The organism is Parasphingorhabdus sp. JC815 (assembly GCF_040717415.1).
Classification (GTDB): Bacteria; Pseudomonadota; Alphaproteobacteria; order Sphingomonadales; family Sphingomonadaceae; genus Parasphingorhabdus.
This window is the reverse complement of record NZ_JBFEFM010000001.1, coordinates 739,927-758,313: the sequence shown is the minus strand read 5'-3', so window position 1 is coordinate 758,313 and position 18,387 is coordinate 739,927. Positions and strand designations below refer to the sequence as shown.

Below are 18,387 nucleotides of genomic sequence, written 5' to 3'. Positions count from 1 at the left end.
GACGGCTTAGGATAAAAAGTGGAAGACACGAAGACCGAAAAGAAAAAACATCGTTATAGTTTGTCTACCCGTAACGACTTGTTAACCGGGCTAGTCGTCATATTTGCTATCCTGATTTTCGTGGGAACCGGCGGAACTGTTATAAACGAAGCAATTGCATCGCTCGCCGGATATGGCGGCGGCAGTGACAAGATGCTGGTATCCGCCTTCCTGCTAAACATTGCGCTGATCATCTTTGGCTGGCGGCGCTACCGTGATCTGGCTGCCGAAGTCGCGGAACATGCGGCGGCCGAAAAGCGCGCACATTCCCTTGCTATTACCGACCCTTTGACCGGGTGCCTGAATTGTAGAACATTGGTCAAGAAAACAGAAGATATGATCGCAGCGGTCGAGCTTACAAAAAAAAGCACGGCGTTCCTGATGCTTGATCTCGATAATTTCAAGGTGATTAACGACACACATGGTCATAGTGCGGGTGATTTTGTTTTAAAGGAAGTGGTCGCCCGTATCTCCGCAACTCTTCCGCCTGATAACCTTCTGGTCCGGCTTGGCGGGGATGAATTTGCCTGTGCGTTCATTTACGATCCCGAGCGCCCAGAAATGGTCGATAGAATTGCCGATGATCTGATTAGTAATATCGCTATGCCGGTTTTTGATAACGGCAATCATTTGGCCGTTACGACATCCATAGGTATTGCCTGTCTTGAAGCAGATTGCGATGATGCGGATGCCTTGATACGCCGCGCTGATATCGCGATGTATAGTGCCAAGAAGCAAGGCCGTAACCGATATTGCTGGTTCGATATATCGATGGAAAACGAGCTTCGGACCCGTGATATGATTGAAGCGGGTATACGCAAAGGCATATCAGCGGGTGAATTTATCCCATATTATGAGCAGCAAATTGATCTAGCGACTGGCAGGTTGGCCGGGTTTGAAGTTCTGGCCCGCTGGAATTCACCGGAACAAGGACTGGTTTCGCCCGATATATTCATTCCTATCGCAGAAGAAACCGGGATGATTGGTGAGCTGTCGCTCTGTGTGATGCGGCAGGCGTTTGAAGATGCCAAGACCTGGGATCAGGAGATAACCATCTCGGTCAATATTTCACCAATTCAGTTTCGGGACCGTTGGTTGGCTCAAAAAATTGTCAAGCTGCTGGTTGAAACAGGCTTCCCTGCCAATCGTCTCGAAATAGAAATTACTGAAACCGCGATTCTGGAAGACCTGGCTCTCGCGCAATCGATTCTAGGTAGCTTGGCCAATCAGGGGGTATCCATTGCCTTGGATGGTTTCGGTATCGGCTATAGCTCATTGACCCATCTTAATTCCCTGCCGTTTAACCGGATTAAAATTGATCACAGCCATGTCTCGTCAATGCTTCATAATACCGGTAATGCAGCCATTGTGAACGCAATTGCGGGCATAGCGAAAAATCTCGATATACCGTTTGCGGCGGAAGGCGTTGAGAGCAAATTGATTGAGGAAGAACTGCGTAATATTGGTTGTGGAACGGCGCAAGGCTGGCATTATGGTCGCCCCCTATCATATAAGCAGGTGAACGAGGTGCTGGGCCAAAGGGCCGAGCAACTTTCAAGGACAGAAACCGGGGTAGATGAACTGGATACTCCTGAAGAAACGGAGCGGAAAGCCAGTTAAGCAGACTGGTAAAGCAATTTTGTTCGCTTAATCACAATGCAATTCCGCCTGAAATGCTGGACTCGCTAAGCATGCATCCCTAAATCGCCCACATGACACATGGGCAATTTCACAAAATGCATGGGCTGGGCAATGATTTTGTCATCATTGACGCACGCGCGCCCGCTCTGTCGGACGCACTGCATATGCCAGCGATCAAAGCATCTGCCATAGCGAACAGACATAGCGGTATCGGATGTGATCAGCTTATCATCCTCAGGCCATCGGACACAGCCGATGTGCAGATGCAGATATATAATGCAGACGGCGGAGAAGTTGAGGCCTGCGGCAACGCAACCCGCTGCGTGGTCAAATTGTTAGGGGACAGTATTTCCATAGAAACCGGCGCAGGCATGCTTTCCGGTCAGGCGACGGACAGCGGTGCCATTGTTGACATGGGCAAACCGCGTTTTGACTGGGATGAGATCCCCCTCGCCTATGCAATGGATACATTGCGCATGCCGGTAGGCTGGGAGAATTTACAAGACCCGGCGGCAGTTAATGTCGGCAATCCGCATGTTATTTTCTTCGTCGAGGATAGCGATGCTGTCGCACTTGATCGCTTGGGACCAATGATCGAGGTTGATCCCCTGTTTCCGCAACGAGTGAATGTGAATGTCGCTCATGTGAAGGACGGTGACATATATTTGCGCGTCTGGGAGCGCGGTGTTGGCTTGACCCGCGCCTGTGGCACTGGGGCCTGTGCAACAGCTGTGGCCGCGTTGCAGCGCGGATTAGTGCAAAGCCCTGTAAACGTGCATCTACCGGGTGGCACGTTGATCGTATCGTGGGAAAAAGATAGCTCTATCTTGATGCAGGGGCCGACTACCTATGTTTTTTCCGGTGAAGCAGATTGGGATGATTTCGGATGAGTAGCCCTGCGACTACCGGCCCTGATATTATCAGCATGGGATGCCGCCTGAATATTGCCGAGAGTGAGGCGATCCGCCAAACCATCAAAGCATCCCGCGTGAATGCGGACCAACTTATCATCGTCAACAGCTGCGCCGTAACCAATGAAGCTGTGCGTCAGAGCCGTCAGGCGGTTCGCCGTGCCAAAAAGGATAATCCGGACAAAACTGTAGTTGTTACCGGCTGCGCGGCGCAGGTTGATCCTGAGATGTTCGCGACTATGCCCGAAGCATCCGGTGTGGTCGGCAATTTCGACAAATATGATGCCGACAATTTCAAATTCGGACTGGAAAGTAACAAACCGGATATTCGCGTATCGGACATTATGCAGGTCCGGGAAACTGCGCCGCATATGGTCAGCGCCTTTGCTGAACGATCCCGCGCCTTTGTCGAGGTACAAAACGGCTGCGACCATCGCTGCACCTTTTGCATCATCCCCTATGGCCGCGGAAACAGCCGTTCGGTTCCGGCAGGCCAAGTTGTAGAACAGGTTCAGGCGCTGGTTGACAAAGGGTTTAACGAGGTCGTTCTTACGGGCGTGGATGTCACCAGCTATGGCCCGGACTTGCCCGGCAGCCCTACTCTAGGGCAGCTTGTCGAGCGTGTCTTGAAACATGTTCCTAATCTTAAACGGCTGAGGCTATCCTCGGTTGATGGCGTAGAGATTGACGACCGCTTGTTTGACATACTGACAGACGAAAGCCGGATGATGCCACATGTCCATTTGTCGCTACAGTCGGGTGACAATATGATTCTCAAACGCATGAAACGCCGCCACAGCCGCGAGCAAGCGATAGAATTGGTGGCGCGGCTAAAGGAAAAACGTCCTGAAATTGCAATTGGTGCTGATATTATCGCCGGATTTCCGACTGAAACAGAGGCGATGTTTGAAAATAGCATGGATATTATAGATCAATGCGACATCATACATGGTCACATATTTCCCTATTCGCCCCGGCAGGGAACGCCAGCGGCTAATATGCCGCAGGTCAATGGTGCCCTTATCAAACAGCGGGCCAAGGCTTTGCGGCAGAAGGTCAGCGAAAAAGCGCAGATATGGCGAGATAGCCTTGTCGGGACACGGCAAAATGTGCTTTGCGAATTAAATGGCAAAGCGGGATATGCGGAGAATTTTGCTCATATTATGTTATCGGAACAAACTGGACCAGAAGGCCAGATCATTCCTGTGGAAGTCATCTCGTCCGATGACGGCAAACTGATCGGAAGAAGAATATAATGAGTGACAAACCGGGTTGGAAAGATCGTCTGTTCGGCGGTTTCAGCAAGACTTCGGGTCGGCTGACGGAAAATCTTACCGGGCTTGTGACCAAAGCAAAGCTCGATGAAGCAACGCTTGACGAGATCGAGGATGCCTTGATTATGTCTGATCTTGGCCCGGCAACAGCTGCGTCGATCCGTGAAAAATTATCAAAAGAGCGGTTTGAAAAAGGCCTTAGCGAACATGCAGTTCGTGAAATTATCCAGTCAGAAATGGCGGATATATTGGAACCTGTAGCTATCCCGCTTGAAATTGATGCCTTTCCGCGGCCCCAAGTCATATTGGTGATTGGCGTCAATGGCTCTGGCAAAACAACCACAATCGCCAAATTGGCACATTTGTTTCTGGAGCAGGATTACGGCGTTATGCTTGCTGCGGGTGATACGTTCCGCGCAGCTGCAATCGGACAGTTAAAAGTATGGGCTGAACGACTGGGCGTTCCGATTGTCAGCGGGAAAGAAGGCGGGGATAGCGCCAGCATCGTATATGAAGGCGTCAAGCAAGCAACAGCAACCGGAATTGATGTTTTGATTGTCGATACCGCCGGACGGCTGCAAAACCGTAGTGAGCTGATGGATGAGCTTGATAAAATCCGCCGTGTTTTAGGGCGGCTTAATCCCGAAGCACCGCATGATGTTGTGCTTGTTCTGGACGCGACAACCGGACAAAATGCTCTGTCACAAATTGAAGTATTCAAGGAAGTGGCAAAAGTTACCGGTTTGATCATGACCAAATTGGACGGTACCGCACGCGGGGGTGTCCTTGTCGCTGCCGCCAAAGATTTTCAAATGCCAATACATGCTATTGGAGTCGGAGAAACTATGGAAGATTTGCGTCCCTTTGACGCGAATGATCTGGCCGCAGCTATAGCAGGAATTGAAGAATGAGTGATGATGTCATCAATGTAGACCCAAAAAAAGAAAATAAAGGTCTTGGCTTTGCGCTTGATTTCGGACCGTTGCTGGTATTTTTTCTCGCCTATAAATTCATCGGTATCATCGCCGGCACTGCTGCATTTATGGCAGCAATATTAGTGGCGGTAGTCATATCAAAATGGAAAATGGGTAAAATTTCACCCATGCTCTGGCTCTCGGCGGTGCTGGTTATGGGCTTTGGTGCGCTCACCATTTATTTTAATGACCCACGTTTCATCCAGATTAAACCGACCATCATATATACTGGTTTTGCCGTTATATTGGGTGTCGGATTATTGCGCGGCAAAGCAATGCTGAAATATCTATTGCAGGCGGCCTACGAAGGGCTTTCAGATGAAGGCTGGCTCAAACTCTCACGCAATTGGGCAATTTTCTTTGTTGCCATGGCTGTGTTGAACGAGGCTATGCGCCTGACCCTGACTTTTGACCTGTGGCTAACCCTGAAAGTATGGGGCATCACCATATTGTCCTTCATCTTTGCAATTGCCAATGTGCCAATGCTGATGCGGCATGGCTTGGATCTGGGGAAAGATGAGGAAACCGAAAAGGCTGCTTCCAAATAAAACCGCGCCCGTTTGACAGGGCGCGGTTTATTTCAATTGGTTAATTTTAACCCTGGTCAGCGCGGCTCACACCTTCGCCATCAAGGTTCTTCGCGACAAAATCCCAGTCGATCGCATTGTCCAGCAAGGCAGAAACATAGTCAGGACGCGCATTCTGGTAATCCAGATAATAAGCATGTTCCCAGACGTCGATGGTCAACAGCGGCTTCATGTCATGGGCAACCGGGCTATCGGCATCATGCAGGGAAGTGATTTCGAGCTTGTCACCATTGAGCACCAACCAAGCCCAGCCACTGGCGAAATGGCCGACAGCTTCAGCTTTGAATTTTTCTTTAAACTCTTCAACCGAACCAAAATCGGCCTCGAGACGGCTTTTCAGTTCAGCCGGAATATCTTTCTTTTCGGGACTAAGGCACAGCCAGTAAAAGCTGTGATTCCATACTTGGGCGGCGTTGTTGAAAAGGCCGCCCTCTGCGCCCTTGATAACTTCTGATAATTTTTTATCGGCCTTATCTGTACCTTTGATCGCATCATTGGTTTTGGTCACATAGGCTTGGTGATGTTTACCATGATGGTAATTAAATGTTGCTTCCGAGATCAAGTCTCCAAAAGCGGTTTTCGAGTAAGGCAGTTCGGGAAGTTCGAAGGACATCGGAAATTTCTCCTTAGTTAGAGTGACTTTCTGATACCCCATATGGTGACAAAAGGTTGCAGTATCAACTGCCATTAAGAACATATGCACGCAGTTCTCGTGAAGTTTGCTCTACTTTTCATATAGCTGTCATGTAACTTCGCTCCAGAAAAGAGCATGCCTTCAAGTTTAGCAACATCTATCCGAGCAGATCATGTCGTTTCAAGGCATGACGCAATTGATCATATGTGAGGTTCAACGCCTTGGCTGTTTGTCGCTGGTTATAGCGTGACTTTGCCAGAGCTACCTCTAATATCCGTTTCTCAAAAGCATCAACCGCTTCTTTCAAATCATCGACCTCCGCGAAAGCCTGTTCTTGAGGTTGAACTGAAGCCACTACTGACGTTCTGGCTTCATCAGCGGGTGTATGCGTTGTTGTTGGCTTTGATTGCCCTGATAGCGATTTTTCCGATTTCAAGGAGGCCGGTTTCCAGGGAGATGCAAACGGATCAAATACGACATGATCTACAGGCCTGCTATAATCATTCCACTGATAGACTGCGCGCTCGACAACATTACGCAATTCCCGTACATTTCCGGGCCATTGATGCCGGGCTAATGCTTCGGAGGCGAGTTGGCCAAATCCGGGCCATTGCTCCCATTCCAGTTCGGCTGCCATACGACGTCCAAAATAATCGGCCAGCACAGGAACATCCCCCTCGCGATAACGCAGCGGCGGCAAAGTAACGACTTCAAAGCATAAGCGATCTAGCAAATCTGCCCGGAATTTTCCTTCTTCGGCTAATTGCGGAAGATCAGCATTTGTCGCTGCGACAATCCGCACGTCCACCCGCCTTGGCCGCGATGAGCCAATGGGCGTTACCTCTCCATATTCAACTGCGCGCAATAGGCGTTCCTGCGCCGCGGAAGACAGGGTTCCTAATTCGTCGAGAAATAACGTACCGCCATCAGCCTCTTCAAACCGCCCGACGCGACTTTTCGTTGCTCCGGTAAAAGAGCCAGCTTCATGTCCGAATAATTCTGCCTCGATCAGTGTTTCGGGCATGGCTGCACAATTCAAGGTGACTAACGGCCCATCCCAACGCATACTGAGCCGGTGTAACCGTTCCGCGATCAACTCCTTACCTGTGCCGCGCTCCCCGATTACGAGCACTGGGCGGTTCAAACCTGCGGCGCGGCTTGCTTTCTCCACTGCATCAAGAAATGCACCGGACTCTCCGATAGATTGATTTTCTCGTTCCATTGCGAATATATAGTATGGATTCCCATTTAATAGCAAATATTACTATATATGCTCTAGCGTATTTTTAAACTTTTCCATTTAATTCAATATGTTAAAAAATTGGCATGTCTTCTGCAATGTTAGTTTCAAACCCGCAAGGGACATGAAATCAATCGGAGGAAGATAAAAATGTCAGCAGCCAAAAAAACAGGGAAATTGGCAAATATGAGCAGAACCGATGTTTCTGCGGTTATATCTGTTCTGCTGTTCACTCTGACAATTTTAATCAGTGCGGTTGGTCCTGCCGGTGCACAAGGCCCTGCCATTTCCGAAGATGGTATAATTTCCCCAACTGTCAGCTATAAAGCGTGACAGACAGCATGGCCGGGACCTCTTCATTTCCCCTTGCCGAAGTCAAGTCCCGGCCACCTTTTCAGATAGGAGAGGTAGAATTTATTGACGACCAGCCTGAACGTTCGAACCATTCCAGGCAAAAAGCTAGCAACAACCCTAATAATTACCGGAGTTTAACCATGGGTATTTTTTCAAGAACGCGCGATATTATCGCCGCCAACGTCACTGATATGTTGGACAAAGCGGAAGATCCGTCCAAACTGATCCGCATGATCATCCTCGAAATGGAGGAAACCCTCGTTGAAGTCCGGGCTTCGGCTGCCCGCACCATTGCCGATCAAAAGGAAATGCGCCGGCATATAGACAAGCTCAACCATCTGAGCGACGACTGGACCGAAAAAGCGGAATTGGCACTGTCAAAGGACCGCGAAGATCTCGCTAAAGCGGCGTTGGTCGAGAAACGTAAAGCCGCGGATATGGCCGAACAATTAACTGCCGAGCTACAAGTTCTGGACGATAGTTTACGCGCCTCGGAAGGTGATATCGCTAAACTGCAAAAGAAATTGCAGGAAGCGCGGTCACGCCAGAGTAGCTTGGTCAATCGTCTCGAAAGCGCAGAAAACCGCTATAAAATTCGCGAAATGTATAATGGCGAGAAAGTACATGATGCATTTTCTAAATTTGAATATCTCGAACGTCAGGTTGATTACGCCGAAGGCCGTGCGGATGCCCTGAATATGGGCGGAGATCCGGATGCACTGGAAAACCAGATTGCAGCGCTGGAAAGCAACGACAAGGTTGATGATGAGCTGGAAGCTATGAAGGCGGCGCTTAAAAAATCACATCAGAAAGGTGGTAGCTAATGGAAGATATTCTCGTACCCATATTTGTTGTCGGCATGTTGTTTATCGGCCTGCCGTGGATCATCTTTCACTATGTTACAAAATGGAAAACCTCCGCGACCATAACCAATGAAGACGAACAGCTTTTAGACGAATTGCACACTATGGCTCGTCGTCTGGATGAGCGGATGGAAACGATCGAACGGATCATGGCGGCGGATAATCCCAATTGGCGCGAGTCTGCTTTGCCAGGGGTCGGCAGCGATCCCAAACCGACTCTCGAAAATTTTGACAACCTACTTAAGGAAAGGCGCTCATCATGACTTTTAGCCGTACCAAATTCTATCTTGATAAGCGTCGCGCCAAATGGAGCGGAGTATGTGCAGGAATTGCCGATTATACCGGAATTAATGTTTTCTGGGTCCGGATTGCAGCAGTAATTGCCACAATAACTTTTGCTTTCCCATGGACATTATTGGCTTATTGGGTTGCTGCAAAAACATTCGATCCTAAGCCGTCTGAACTCTATGGCAGCATCGAAGATCAGCAGTTCTGGCAAGGTGTTCGACAGTCCCCACGCCGCACGGCTCGTGACGTCAAATCCCGTTTTCGCGAAATAGACCGCCGACTGGCCGATATGGAATTATATTATACCAGCAAGAATACAACGCTTTCGAACGAAATTGAGAGCCTTCGTTAATAAGAATCACAAGGTAAGAAGAACCACTAGGGAGATATTTTATGAGTTGGGGTGGACCGGGCTTCGTAATCGCCATTATCGCCGTTTTCTATGCGGGCTGGATCATTAATAATTGGATCAGAGCCAAACATGGCTATCCGTTGGAAAATGAATGGGGCGGCATGACGGATAGTGAAAATGCCTCAGGGAAAAAAAGCAGTCTTGAAGCAGAACGGAAGATAGAACTGCTTTCGAATGAAAATGCCCAGCTTGTTGGCAAAATCGACCGGTTGCAAGAGCGTCTTGCCGTGCTGGAGAGGATCGCTACGGACCCCGCTAAGCGCACAGCTGATGAAATTGAAGCTTTAAGAGATTGCTAAAAGACAGGGAGGGAAATGAATAGATGAACCCGTTTGAAATGGTAGTCGCTATAATTGTCGTCATTACGATTGGAAAAGTGCTCAATACCCGTTTCCAAGCCAGGCACGCGTTGCCATCGGACGAAGAAGGAAACGGCACTTATAGTCAAGATCCAGATGCCAGCCGGCTTCGTGAAGAGATCAAATATTTGAAAGAACGGGTCGCTGTTCTGGAAAAAATTGCCACTGATGATCGCGGTGCACGCGAGCTTGAAAATGAAATTGAAAAACTTCGGGACCGCTAAAAAGGTCTCTGAAGCAAGCAGTTAAACGAGAAGGATAAGATCATGCAAGAACCCGGTTTATACCTGATGACTGCAATATTTACGCTGATCGGACTAACGGCAGTATCGTTAATCATCTTGCGTGGTTGGCGCGACTGGATTGCGCTGAAAGCCAAGGAGTTGGAGTATCAGCGTCAAGATGATCCGTCGAGCGCAGCCTCTCGCATAGAAGTTGCTGACCTTAAGGAGCGCATCCGCAAGCTGGAAGCGATAGCGGCAGGAGTAGAGCTTTAACGATTATCAAAGCATGAGCAGATGGTCATGGCCGCATAGAGTAATTCAGGACTTTGATATTGTCTCGATGACATAAAACTGGTGACGCGAATCCCCTGCCCTGCTAGCTGTCGAGCATGAGTAGATTTGATGACCTTGTAGAAGAATATGAATTTCTGGAAGCCGATGACCGGTATCGGCTACTAATAGATTTGGGCAAGGATCTGGAGCCGATGCCAGACGCCTTAAAAACCGATGCGACTTTGGTGCGTGGCTGCTCTGCCGCCGTCTGGGTCTATCCTACACAGCTTGATGATGGACGCCTGCATTTTCTTGCAGATAGCAATGCCGCCATAACGAAGGGTATTATTGCATTGGTGCTGGAAACGGTTCAGGATCAGACTGCTGATGCTATTCTGGAAACCGATATAGCGGAGAAGCTCGCCCCATTTGACCTTAAAAACCAGCTAAGTTCCAATCGCACACAGGGCATTCCGAACATGATTGCGTTAATCGCGCAAACGGCTGCGCGCTATCAACAGGCTTAAACCGGTTTCCAGACCCGGCGTTCCTCGGCAATTTTCAACACATCAAAAGCGGCCTGTGCGGCTTGAAACTTTTTGGCGGCCTCTTCATCGCCCGGATTAACGTCAGGATGATATTCTTTGGCCATCGCGCGCCACGATTTTTTCACCGTTTCAAAATCGACATCGGGCGTAAGATCAAACACTTCTAACGCCGTCATTTCGTCGCGGGAGCGGCTACCGTCACCAGACCCCATCCAGCTATAATGCTTTGCCTCTTGGTAAGCATTGGCATCGCGCTGCTCATCGGCTTCACGCTTTGCCCGCTCTTCTTTATCGAGGCCCTCAAAATAATCCCAACCACGATTATATTCCGCAGCGTGCTTCTCACAGAAATACCAGCGGTCGGGGCTATTCGGTGATTTTGGCGCAGGGCAAAGCCCGGCTTCGTCACAGCCATGCCGGTCACACAGCTTGACCTGCTGCGTCTCCCGTGAACTTTCATAGCTGCTCCAGCGGGGAAAGCCCCAGTTATCGGATCGTTTTGCTTTAGGCATGACGCATATTTAGCAAGACAGACGCTAGACTGCCAGTGGTAATCAAAAATATTTGGCTTAATCGCTTTGCTTGTGGTGCGGAGTGAATATAAAAATCAAAATACCAGAGGGTCTGTAAGCCGGGTTCTGTCCATCCTCATTGAGGAATAGCCAGTCATTCATCTGGGCGATGCATTGCTGCACCGCTCTAGCAACCAACCCGGGCAGCAGGCCGAAAATACCATGTGCCGCCCCTATTTGGTCTTGCTCCGGGTGGGGTTTACCGTGCCAGACCTGTTGCCAGATCCGCGGTGCGCTTTTACCGCACCCTTTCATTATCACGGGTCCGAAGACGTCGCGACCTGCTTTCTGTTGCACTGTCCCTGAACAGGGGATCGCTCCCCTGCCCGCCGGATGTTATCCGGCACCTTTTAATCGTGGAGCCCGGACTTTCCTCGCGGATATTTGCATATCCACGCGACTGGCCGACCCTCTGGTGCCTTCTATTTAGTGATTCCGCGCTCTCTGTCGAGCATTAACGATAATAAAATCGTCCGACATTCGCCGTCGATCACGCCATCAATATTTTCGGGACGGAACCTGCGCTGGAAAGCACGCACAGCGTCTTCTTTGGCGGTTATATCGTAGCCAAACCGCTCCAGCGCCAGCATAAAACCGCTATCTGTCCAAGGGGGATCACCAAGCCTTAATGACGGTTTTTTAAGAGCAATGCCATGTCTTGCAAGCCTGTCCCAATCAAATAATTCACCCGGGTCCTGTTTTCGGGCAGGCGCCAGATCACTATGGCCAATGACATTGGTGGGCGTGATATCATGCCGTTTGACAATTTCATGAGCAAGCCGTGTCACGGCGTCCATCTGTTCCTCAGGGAACGGTACATAGCCCCATTCATGCCCGGGATTGACGATTTCTATACCGATGCTAGCGCTGTTAACATCTTTGATACCGCGCCAATATCCACGACCTGCGTGCCAGGCCCGTTGATCTTCCTTCACCATGTGCACAATCTGACCATCTTCGGTAACAACATAATGTGCGGAAACCTTGGCATCAGGATTGGCTAGCCAGTTAATCGCGGATGCGGCATCTTTCATGCCGGTGTAATGCATGACAAGGATAGTTATCGGCAGTTTGCGTTCATCAAAATTGGGGGAAGGAGTCCAGATCATGTCCATGTTCAAAACTCTAATTCTTCACAAACTATGAAACAGATATTGCGCCGAGCAAAAGTTCGGTGTCCGATGGAGGAGATATTCTTAAGTCACCGCCATTTTCGCACGATAATTCACGCACCATCCATGCTGCCGCTGTTCGTGCAGTCAAATCAGATTGCGGTAACACACCTTCCAGCGCAGCACGGACACCCTCGTCCAGTGCGATTTTAGAGCCTTCGGCACGGACAACCACTTCAATACCATTATCACCCCGTTCGGCTCCAATATCCAGCTGACCGCCACGTACCAGCGTCTCTCTGGCAATTAGAGCAAGGTTGAGTAGTATCTTGATCGCCTTTTTGGGAAGCGTTCCAGTTTGAACTGCCCAGCCCAGGGTAATTTTGCCCTGAGGACCGACCAGACTTTCGACCAGTTGTTTCGCCTCTGCCGGGTCAACTTCATCACCGAATCCACCGGCTGCACCAAAGGCCAGACGGAAATATTTCAGCTTGTCTGCCGATGCTCTGGCGCTGTCGGCGAGTAAATCAAGACAACGATCTCGCATAGCCGGATCGGTTTCATCCTCAAGAAGCTCGAGCCCGTTATTGATTGCGCCAACCGGACTGAGCAGATCGTGACATAGTTTGGAACAAAGTAACGCAGCAAGATCGACACCGGATTGGGACATGGAAATTAGGCCTTATAACTTGTAAAACTCAACTTTCCGCTGTTTGGCCGTTTGTGCTATCGCAATCAAGGGGGATCGGGTCAAACCGTCCAAATATTTGACCATTTGCAACAGCTTGCCATGCCGCCACCTCATCTCCATTAGTGATCAGCCATATACGGCCATCCGGTGCAGCCATGGAGGCATCAGTCTGAGACGGCTCTACGCTTCCTGCAGGATGAGAATGGAAATAACCGATAATCGCTTTGCCGCCCTCCCGCATGTTCCGTTCTGCGGCAATCAGGGCTGCGGGATCAATTTCAAAAAACTTTTGCTTATCTACTGCAATATTTTTCGTCGGAGAAGCGCGTTGGATCACTCTGCCCTCACCAAATAGCAGGCCGCATGCCTCTTCAGGGGCAACAGCTTTGGCATAGCGCAGCAAATCATCCAATATCGTGCTTGATATGATTAGTGTCATAGACCACATCTAGGCGATGACAGCGGGACATTCCATCAAATCCGGCATAGTGCCCGAAATAGAGAAAAAACAACGGCTCGATGCCGCATTGGCCGGCTTGTTTGATGATCTCTCACGAGAGCGAATCAAACAGTTGATAACCAATGGAAATTTGTTGATTGAAGGTGCCACTTGCACGGACCCGTCATCTAAAAAATGTGCAGGAAGAGCCTTTGCTCTAACAGTGCCCGAACAGATTGATGGCCCGGCACAGGCCCAGAATATACCACTGGATGTGGTGTATGAAGATGACCATCTTATCATCGTCAATAAACCGGCGGGGCTAGTGGTTCATCCCGCCGCCGGTCATCGGGACGGAACGCTGGTCAATGCGCTACTTTATCACTGCAATGGACAGTTATCACGCATGGACGAACCGACACGCCCCGGAATCGTTCACCGGATTGACAAGGACACATCGGGGCTGATGGTTGCGGCCAAAACAGACAGGGCGCACGATGGGCTCGCTGCGTTATTTGCTACCCATGATATTGAGCGGCGATATCTTGCCATCTGTAATGGCCGACCCAATCCACCATCAGCAACCATTGAAGGTAATATTGGCCGCAGCAACACGCATCGCAAGAAAATGGCTGTGGTCGGCGATGATAAGGGTAAGGCTGCGATCACCCATTATACTATAAAAACACCATTAAATGGCGCTACTTTGATAGAATGTGCCCTGGAGACTGGTCGCACGCATCAGGTGCGCGTTCATATGGCTCATATCGGACATAGTCTTATCGGTGATCCGCTTTATGGAACTCGTCGAAAATCATTGCTTGCCAGCAGAAAAGATATTCAATTTTGCCGACAAGCGCTCCATGCTGCTACACTTGGATTTGTTCACCCCATATCGGAAAAAAAATTGTTATTTAACTGTAACTTTCCATCCGATATGCAGGAACTATTCAGTAAGTTGCGCGTATAGTATAATGATACTATAGTGATTACGACCAATGGGTGCTTGATGAGGCCCGGCGGTAAACAAAGAAAAGGAACAAAAATGGCTAATATTGGCAATGTTCCGGCAAAAATCCCTGCCTTAGGGGGGGATGCAAGCCTGAACCGTTATCTTTCGGAAGTTCGCAAATTTCCGTTATTGAAACCCGAACAAGAATATATGCTGGCGAAGCGCTATGCTGAACATAAAGATCAGGAAGCCGCAGCCCAGCTTGTAACGTCCCATCTACGACTCGTAGCGAAAATTGCCATGGGCTTTCGTGGCTATGGGCTGCCTGTCTCGGATCTGATTTCCGAGGGTAATGTCGGCCTGATGCAGGGCGTGAAGAAATTTGAACCCGATAGAGGTTTTCGCCTGGCTACTTATGCAATGTGGTGGATTCGCGCGTCAATACAGGAATATGTATTGCGTAGCTGGAGTCTTGTGAAAATGGGGACCACAGCGGCACAGAAAAAGCTTTTCTTTAACCTGCGAAGGATGAAGAATACTCTTGAAGCTTTTGAAGATGGCGACCTGTCCCCTGAGGATGTGAGCAAGATTTCCACCGATTTGGGTGTGTCCGAGCATGAAGTGGTCAATATGAACCGGCGCATGTCTATGGGCGGTGACGCTTCATTAAACGTACCTCTGTCCGAAGATGGTGATGCAGGTCAATGGCAGGACACATTGGAAGATGATGGACCGTTGCACGATCAGCAAATCGCTGATGCTCAGGAAGCCGATTTCCGTCATGAAATGCTCACCGAAGCGATGGGATCACTTAATGAGCGCGAGCAGCATATTCTTGCTGAGCGACGTTTGTCAGAGGACCCTAAAACGCTAGAAGACCTCAGCAAAGTTTATGATGTGAGTCGTGAACGGATAAGACAGATCGAAGTCCGAGCGTTTGAGAAACTGCAAAAAGCGATGCTCCGTATTGCAGGTGAAAAGCAGCTGCTTACAGCTAGTTAATCTCATAACTTCTTAAATAATCTAAGCATTATAACGCCCCAAAACAGCGATTGTTTTTGGGGCGTTTCTTGTTTAATCGACCATTATGACAACCAGAAAACGCAGCTTTCCCACTCGTATAATCTTGCTGCTTTTCCGGTTATCTATTTATTTCATTCTGGTTACGTTGCTGTGGGTCGGGCTATATGTCTTTCTTCCTCCACCAGTGACGGCAACTATGTTGATGGATGATAATGGCATAACCAAGGATTGGATATCGCTCAGCGATATTTCACCCAATCTGACCCGTGCAGTCATTGCGGCAGAAGATAGTAAGTTTTGCAGCCATGACGGTTTTGATAAGCAAGCCATTTTTAAGGCCATTGAGCATAACCGTCAGGGCAAACGGATCCGCGGTGGATCGACCATATCCCAACAAACCGCAAAAAATGTTTTTCTGTGGCAAGATGGCGGCTATTTTCGCAAAGGGCTGGAGGCTTATTTTACATTTTTGATTGAGAAAATATGGGGAAAGAAACGGATTATTGAGGTCTACCTGAATGTCGCGGAAACTGGAATCGGCACTTATGGAGCCCAGGCGGCTGCACAGCGCTACTTCAAGAAAGACGCATCAGCGCTAACCAAATTTGAATCAGCGCGTATCGCCGCGGCCCTACCTTTACCCAAAAAAAGAGCTGTAAATGGTGCTCGTGGTTTTACGCGGCGTTACGGCAACACGATTGCGGCACGAATCAATGTTGTGAAAAATGAAGGCTTAGATGATTGCGTTTATAAATGAATCTTTACGCGTGGTATCTGTCCACGAAATCGCTTCCATCAAATAAGCGGTTCCATCCGAATATCACTTATACAGGCATATAATGCTTCTTAAGCCGCATCCTCTTTCTTGGACTTGACGCTTTTCGCAATCACTTTCACGGGTTCCTTCGTTCCGGCAACGACATCTTTGTCGATAACAATCTCGTCAACACCGTCGAGATCAGGCAAATCGAACATCGTATCAAGAAGAATATTCTCTACAATGGACCGCAGACCACGCGCGCCGGTCTTCCGTTCAATCGCCTTATTACCAATGGCGACTAAAGCATCATCAGTGAACGTCAGTGCGACATCTTCCAGTTCAAACAATTTCGCATATTGTTTGACCAGCGCATTTTTCGGTTCTTTCAATATCTGAACCAAAGCGTCAATATCGAGATCTTCCAAAGTAGCAATGACCGGCAAACGGCCAACAAATTCCGGTATCAAACCAAATTTCAGCAAATCTTCGGGTTCACCCTGTTGTAGAGTTTTGCCAATTTTGCGTTCTTCCGGTGCAGAAACATGGGCACCGAAACCAATAGATTTCGCCTCAAGGCGATCACCAATAATTTTTTCGAGACCAGCAAACGCGCCGCCACAAATAAACAGGATATTTGTTGTATCGACTTGCAAGAATTCTTGCTGAGGATGTTTGCGACCACCTTGTGGAGGCACACTAGCCGTTGTGCCTTCCATAAGCTTCAACAAGGCCTGCTGAACACCTTCGCCCGATACATCACGCGTAATCGACGGGTTTTCTGCTTTGCGGCTAATTTTGTCTATCTCGTCAATATAGACGATACCGCGCTGTGCTTTCTCGACGTTGTAATCGGAAGCTTGCAACAGTTTCAGGATGATATTTTCAACATCTTCTCCGACATAGCCTGCTTCGGTCAACGTCGTGGCATCAGCCATCGTAAAGGGTACATCAAAGGTCTTTGCCAAAGTTTGCGCCAATAAGGTTTTACCGCAGCCGGTCGGACCAACCAGCAAGATGTTTGACTTGGCAAGTTCTATATCGCCAGATTTTGCAGCATGATTAAGGCGCTTGTAATGATTGTGCACAGCTACTGACAAAACCCGCTTTGCCCGATCCTGACCAATTACATAGTCGTTCAACACGTCACAAATTTCTTGCGGCGTTGGCACTTCACCGTCTTTTTTGCCGGTTATCGCACCCTTGGTTTCTTCACGAATGATGTCATTGCAAAGCTCAACACATTCGTCACAAATAAAGACTGTGGGTCCGGCAATAAGCTTACGGACTTCATGCTGGGATTTGCCACAAAAAGAGCAATATAATGTGCTCTTCGAATCAGATCCCGTCAATTTCGTCATAAAAAGTCCTCAAAACTAGGCTGGAAATGTCAATTTAACCTTCATGCCACAAAATGCTACAGCTTTCTTTGCTGTGTTTTCCGACAATTGCTCAATATATCAATAGCGGCTTAATTTTCATTAAGGGCAGAGCTAACAACTTATTTACTATCTTCGTCAGCAGGTTTTGGCCGTTTGTCATAAACTTCATCAACAATGCCAAAAGCTTTGGCTTCGTCCGCTTCCAGAAAAGTGTCGCGATCCATTGCTTTTTCGATTTCTTCTAACGCCTTGCCTGTATATTTCGCATAGAGTTCATTCATCCGCGAACGAATCCGCAAAATTTCTTTAGCTTGAATCTCAATATCAGACGCCATGCCCTGTGCGCCGCCAGATGGCTGATGGACCATGATCCGCGCATTGGTGGTTGCCATACGCATGCCCGGTTCTCCAGAAGCCAGCAAAAAACTGCCCATAGAAGCCGCCTGGCCCACACAGACTGTTCCTACACGCGGACGAATATATTGCATGGTGTCATGGATAGCCATGCCAGCTGTCACAACGCCGCCGGGAGAATTGATATAAAGATAAATATCCTTATTCGGGTTCTCCGACTCCAGAAAAAGCAACTGCGCCGTGATGATAGAGGCCATATTATCCTCGACCTGCCCGGTAACGAAGACAATCCGCTCACGCAAAAGACGAGAGAAAATATCAAAACTGCGCTCACCGCGGTTAGATTGCTCAATAACTACGGGAACAAGGGCATCAACAATCGGATCATGCATAGTAATTTAGTGCCTTCTGTGAAAATCAGGATATTAAAATAGGGACACCATAAACCAGAGTCCCCATATGTCGGAACCTACATCGGTGTAAC

24 protein-coding genes and 1 other RNA gene are annotated in these 18,387 nt (G+C 48.8%); 16 read left to right on the top strand and 9 right to left on the bottom strand.

Going from position 1 to position 18,387, the window contains the following annotated elements; all coding sequences use genetic code 11:
- The first annotated feature begins 18 nt into the window (after positions 1 to 18).
- From AB1K62_RS03655 to ispZ, 5 genes are all read left to right on the top strand, one after another.
- A complete protein-coding gene (locus AB1K62_RS03655; RefSeq protein ID WP_367001331.1) occupies positions 19 to 1,659 on the top strand; it encodes an EAL domain-containing protein in 1,641 nt (546 codons plus the stop codon).
- A 92-nt stretch (positions 1,660 to 1,751) separates the two neighbouring features.
- Positions 1,752 to 2,570, top strand: a complete 819-nt coding sequence (gene dapF / locus AB1K62_RS03650) for a diaminopimelate epimerase (RefSeq protein WP_367001330.1) — start codon at positions 1,752 to 1,754, stop codon at positions 2,568 to 2,570.
- Entirely contained in the window at positions 2,567 to 3,847 is a 1,281-nt protein-coding gene (gene mtaB, locus AB1K62_RS03645; protein ID WP_367001329.1) for a tRNA (N(6)-L-threonylcarbamoyladenosine(37)-C(2))-methylthiotransferase MtaB, read from the top strand. Before dapF ends, mtaB begins: the two co-directional genes overlap by 4 nt.
- Positions 3,847 to 4,776, top strand: coding sequence for a signal recognition particle-docking protein FtsY (gene ftsY / locus AB1K62_RS03640; RefSeq protein WP_367001328.1), 930 nt, complete (start codon positions 3,847 to 3,849; stop codon positions 4,774 to 4,776). The genes mtaB and ftsY overlap by 1 nt, the downstream gene beginning before the upstream one ends.
- Positions 4,773 to 5,387 carry a septation protein IspZ gene (gene ispZ, locus AB1K62_RS03635; protein ID WP_367001326.1) on the top strand — a complete coding sequence of 205 codons (615 nt, stop codon included), beginning with the start codon at positions 4,773 to 4,775 and terminating at the stop codon, positions 5,385 to 5,387. The genes ftsY and ispZ overlap by 4 nt, the downstream gene beginning before the upstream one ends.
- Positions 5,388 to 5,433: 46 nt before the next feature.
- Here the strand turns inward: ispZ and AB1K62_RS03630 are convergent, their stop codons facing one another.
- Both AB1K62_RS03630 and pspF read right to left on the bottom strand, forming a co-directional pair.
- A complete protein-coding gene (locus AB1K62_RS03630; RefSeq protein ID WP_367001323.1) occupies positions 5,434 to 6,039 on the bottom strand; it encodes a superoxide dismutase in 606 nt (201 codons plus the stop codon).
- Positions 6,040 to 6,217: 178 nt separating this feature from the next.
- Positions 6,218 to 7,282 carry a phage shock protein operon transcriptional activator gene (pspF, locus tag AB1K62_RS03625; protein ID WP_367001321.1) on the bottom strand — a complete coding sequence of 355 codons (1,065 nt, stop codon included), beginning with the start codon at positions 7,280 to 7,282 and terminating at the stop codon, positions 6,218 to 6,220.
- A 168-nt stretch (positions 7,283 to 7,450) separates the two neighbouring features.
- Between pspF and AB1K62_RS03620 the strand changes: the two genes are divergently transcribed.
- The 8 genes from AB1K62_RS03620 to AB1K62_RS03585 all read left to right on the top strand — a co-directional run bounded on the left by AB1K62_RS03620 (position 7,451) and on the right by AB1K62_RS03585 (position 10,600).
- Positions 7,451 to 7,633 (top strand): hypothetical protein, encoded by a 183-nt coding sequence (locus AB1K62_RS03620; RefSeq protein WP_367001319.1) that lies wholly within the window; start codon positions 7,451 to 7,453, stop codon positions 7,631 to 7,633.
- A gap of 161 nt (positions 7,634 to 7,794) precedes the next feature.
- Positions 7,795 to 8,478: a phage shock protein PspA gene (gene pspA / locus AB1K62_RS03615; protein WP_367001318.1), complete on the top strand. Its 684-nt coding sequence runs from the start codon at positions 7,795 to 7,797 to the stop codon at positions 8,476 to 8,478.
- The gene (pspB, locus tag AB1K62_RS03610) at positions 8,478 to 8,780 is read left to right on the top strand and encodes an envelope stress response membrane protein PspB (RefSeq protein WP_367001317.1); all 303 of its coding nucleotides are present in this window, start codon (positions 8,478 to 8,480) and stop codon (positions 8,778 to 8,780) included. The genes pspA and pspB overlap by 1 nt, the downstream gene beginning before the upstream one ends.
- On the top strand, positions 8,777 to 9,157 hold the full coding sequence (pspC, locus tag AB1K62_RS03605; protein WP_367001316.1) for an envelope stress response membrane protein PspC: 381 nt from the start codon (positions 8,777 to 8,779) through the stop codon (positions 9,155 to 9,157). The genes pspB and pspC overlap by 4 nt, the downstream gene beginning before the upstream one ends.
- A gap of 41 nt (positions 9,158 to 9,198) precedes the next feature.
- Positions 9,199 to 9,516, top strand: a complete 318-nt coding sequence (locus AB1K62_RS03600; protein WP_367001315.1) for a hypothetical protein — start codon at positions 9,199 to 9,201, stop codon at positions 9,514 to 9,516.
- 23 nt (positions 9,517 to 9,539) lie between these two features.
- A complete protein-coding gene (locus AB1K62_RS03595) occupies positions 9,540 to 9,800 on the top strand; it encodes a hypothetical protein (RefSeq protein WP_367001314.1) in 261 nt (86 codons plus the stop codon).
- A gap of 42 nt (positions 9,801 to 9,842) precedes the next feature.
- On the top strand, positions 9,843 to 10,073 hold the full coding sequence (locus tag AB1K62_RS03590; RefSeq protein WP_367001312.1) for a hypothetical protein: 231 nt from the start codon (positions 9,843 to 9,845) through the stop codon (positions 10,071 to 10,073).
- Positions 10,074 to 10,189: 116 nt separating this feature from the next.
- Complete coding sequence (locus tag AB1K62_RS03585; protein WP_367001311.1) at positions 10,190 to 10,600, top strand: SufE family protein; 411 nt, start codon at positions 10,190 to 10,192, stop codon at positions 10,598 to 10,600.
- On the opposite strand, the gene AB1K62_RS03580 is transcribed toward AB1K62_RS03585, so the two are convergent.
- From AB1K62_RS03580 to AB1K62_RS03560, 5 genes are all read right to left on the bottom strand, one after another.
- Complete coding sequence (locus AB1K62_RS03580; RefSeq protein WP_367001309.1) at positions 10,597 to 11,133, bottom strand: DnaJ domain-containing protein; 537 nt, start codon at positions 11,131 to 11,133, stop codon at positions 10,597 to 10,599. The two genes, AB1K62_RS03585 and AB1K62_RS03580, sit on opposite strands and share 4 nt — an antisense overlap.
- Before the next feature lie 99 nt (positions 11,134 to 11,232).
- An RNA gene (gene rnpB / locus AB1K62_RS03575) (RNase P RNA component class A) lies at positions 11,233 to 11,609 on the bottom strand.
- A 6-nt stretch (positions 11,610 to 11,615) separates the two neighbouring features.
- Positions 11,616 to 12,302 carry an N-acetylmuramoyl-L-alanine amidase gene (locus AB1K62_RS03570; protein WP_367001308.1) on the bottom strand — a complete coding sequence of 229 codons (687 nt, stop codon included), beginning with the start codon at positions 12,300 to 12,302 and terminating at the stop codon, positions 11,616 to 11,618.
- A gap of 31 nt (positions 12,303 to 12,333) precedes the next feature.
- Positions 12,334 to 12,975, bottom strand: coding sequence for a histidine phosphotransferase family protein (locus AB1K62_RS03565; protein WP_367001306.1), 642 nt, complete (start codon positions 12,973 to 12,975; stop codon positions 12,334 to 12,336).
- Between the two features lie 28 nt (positions 12,976 to 13,003).
- Positions 13,004 to 13,435, bottom strand: coding sequence for a M67 family metallopeptidase (locus AB1K62_RS03560; RefSeq protein WP_367001305.1), 432 nt, complete (start codon positions 13,433 to 13,435; stop codon positions 13,004 to 13,006).
- A 16-nt stretch (positions 13,436 to 13,451) separates the two neighbouring features.
- On the opposite strand from AB1K62_RS03560, the gene AB1K62_RS03555 reads away from it, so the two are divergent.
- The 3 genes from AB1K62_RS03555 to mtgA all read left to right on the top strand — a co-directional run bounded on the left by AB1K62_RS03555 (position 13,452) and on the right by mtgA (position 16,167).
- Positions 13,452 to 14,405, top strand: coding sequence for an RluA family pseudouridine synthase (locus AB1K62_RS03555; protein WP_367001303.1), 954 nt, complete (start codon positions 13,452 to 13,454; stop codon positions 14,403 to 14,405).
- Positions 14,406 to 14,480: 75 nt separating this feature from the next.
- Positions 14,481 to 15,389, top strand: a complete 909-nt coding sequence (gene rpoH, locus AB1K62_RS03550) for an RNA polymerase sigma factor RpoH (RefSeq protein WP_367001302.1) — start codon at positions 14,481 to 14,483, stop codon at positions 15,387 to 15,389.
- An 85-nt stretch (positions 15,390 to 15,474) separates the two neighbouring features.
- Positions 15,475 to 16,167, top strand: coding sequence for a monofunctional biosynthetic peptidoglycan transglycosylase (gene mtgA / locus AB1K62_RS03545; RefSeq protein ID WP_367001301.1), 693 nt, complete (start codon positions 15,475 to 15,477; stop codon positions 16,165 to 16,167).
- 89 nt (positions 16,168 to 16,256) lie between these two features.
- Here mtgA and clpX read toward each other — a convergent pair whose 3' ends face one another.
- Positions 16,257 to 17,528, bottom strand: coding sequence for an ATP-dependent Clp protease ATP-binding subunit ClpX (gene clpX, locus AB1K62_RS03540; protein ID WP_367001299.1), 1,272 nt, complete (start codon positions 17,526 to 17,528; stop codon positions 16,257 to 16,259).
- 140 nt (positions 17,529 to 17,668) lie between these two features.
- Complete coding sequence (locus AB1K62_RS03535) at positions 17,669 to 18,295, bottom strand: ATP-dependent Clp protease proteolytic subunit (RefSeq protein WP_367001296.1); 627 nt, start codon at positions 18,293 to 18,295, stop codon at positions 17,669 to 17,671.
- Positions 18,296 to 18,387 lie beyond the last annotated feature (92 nt).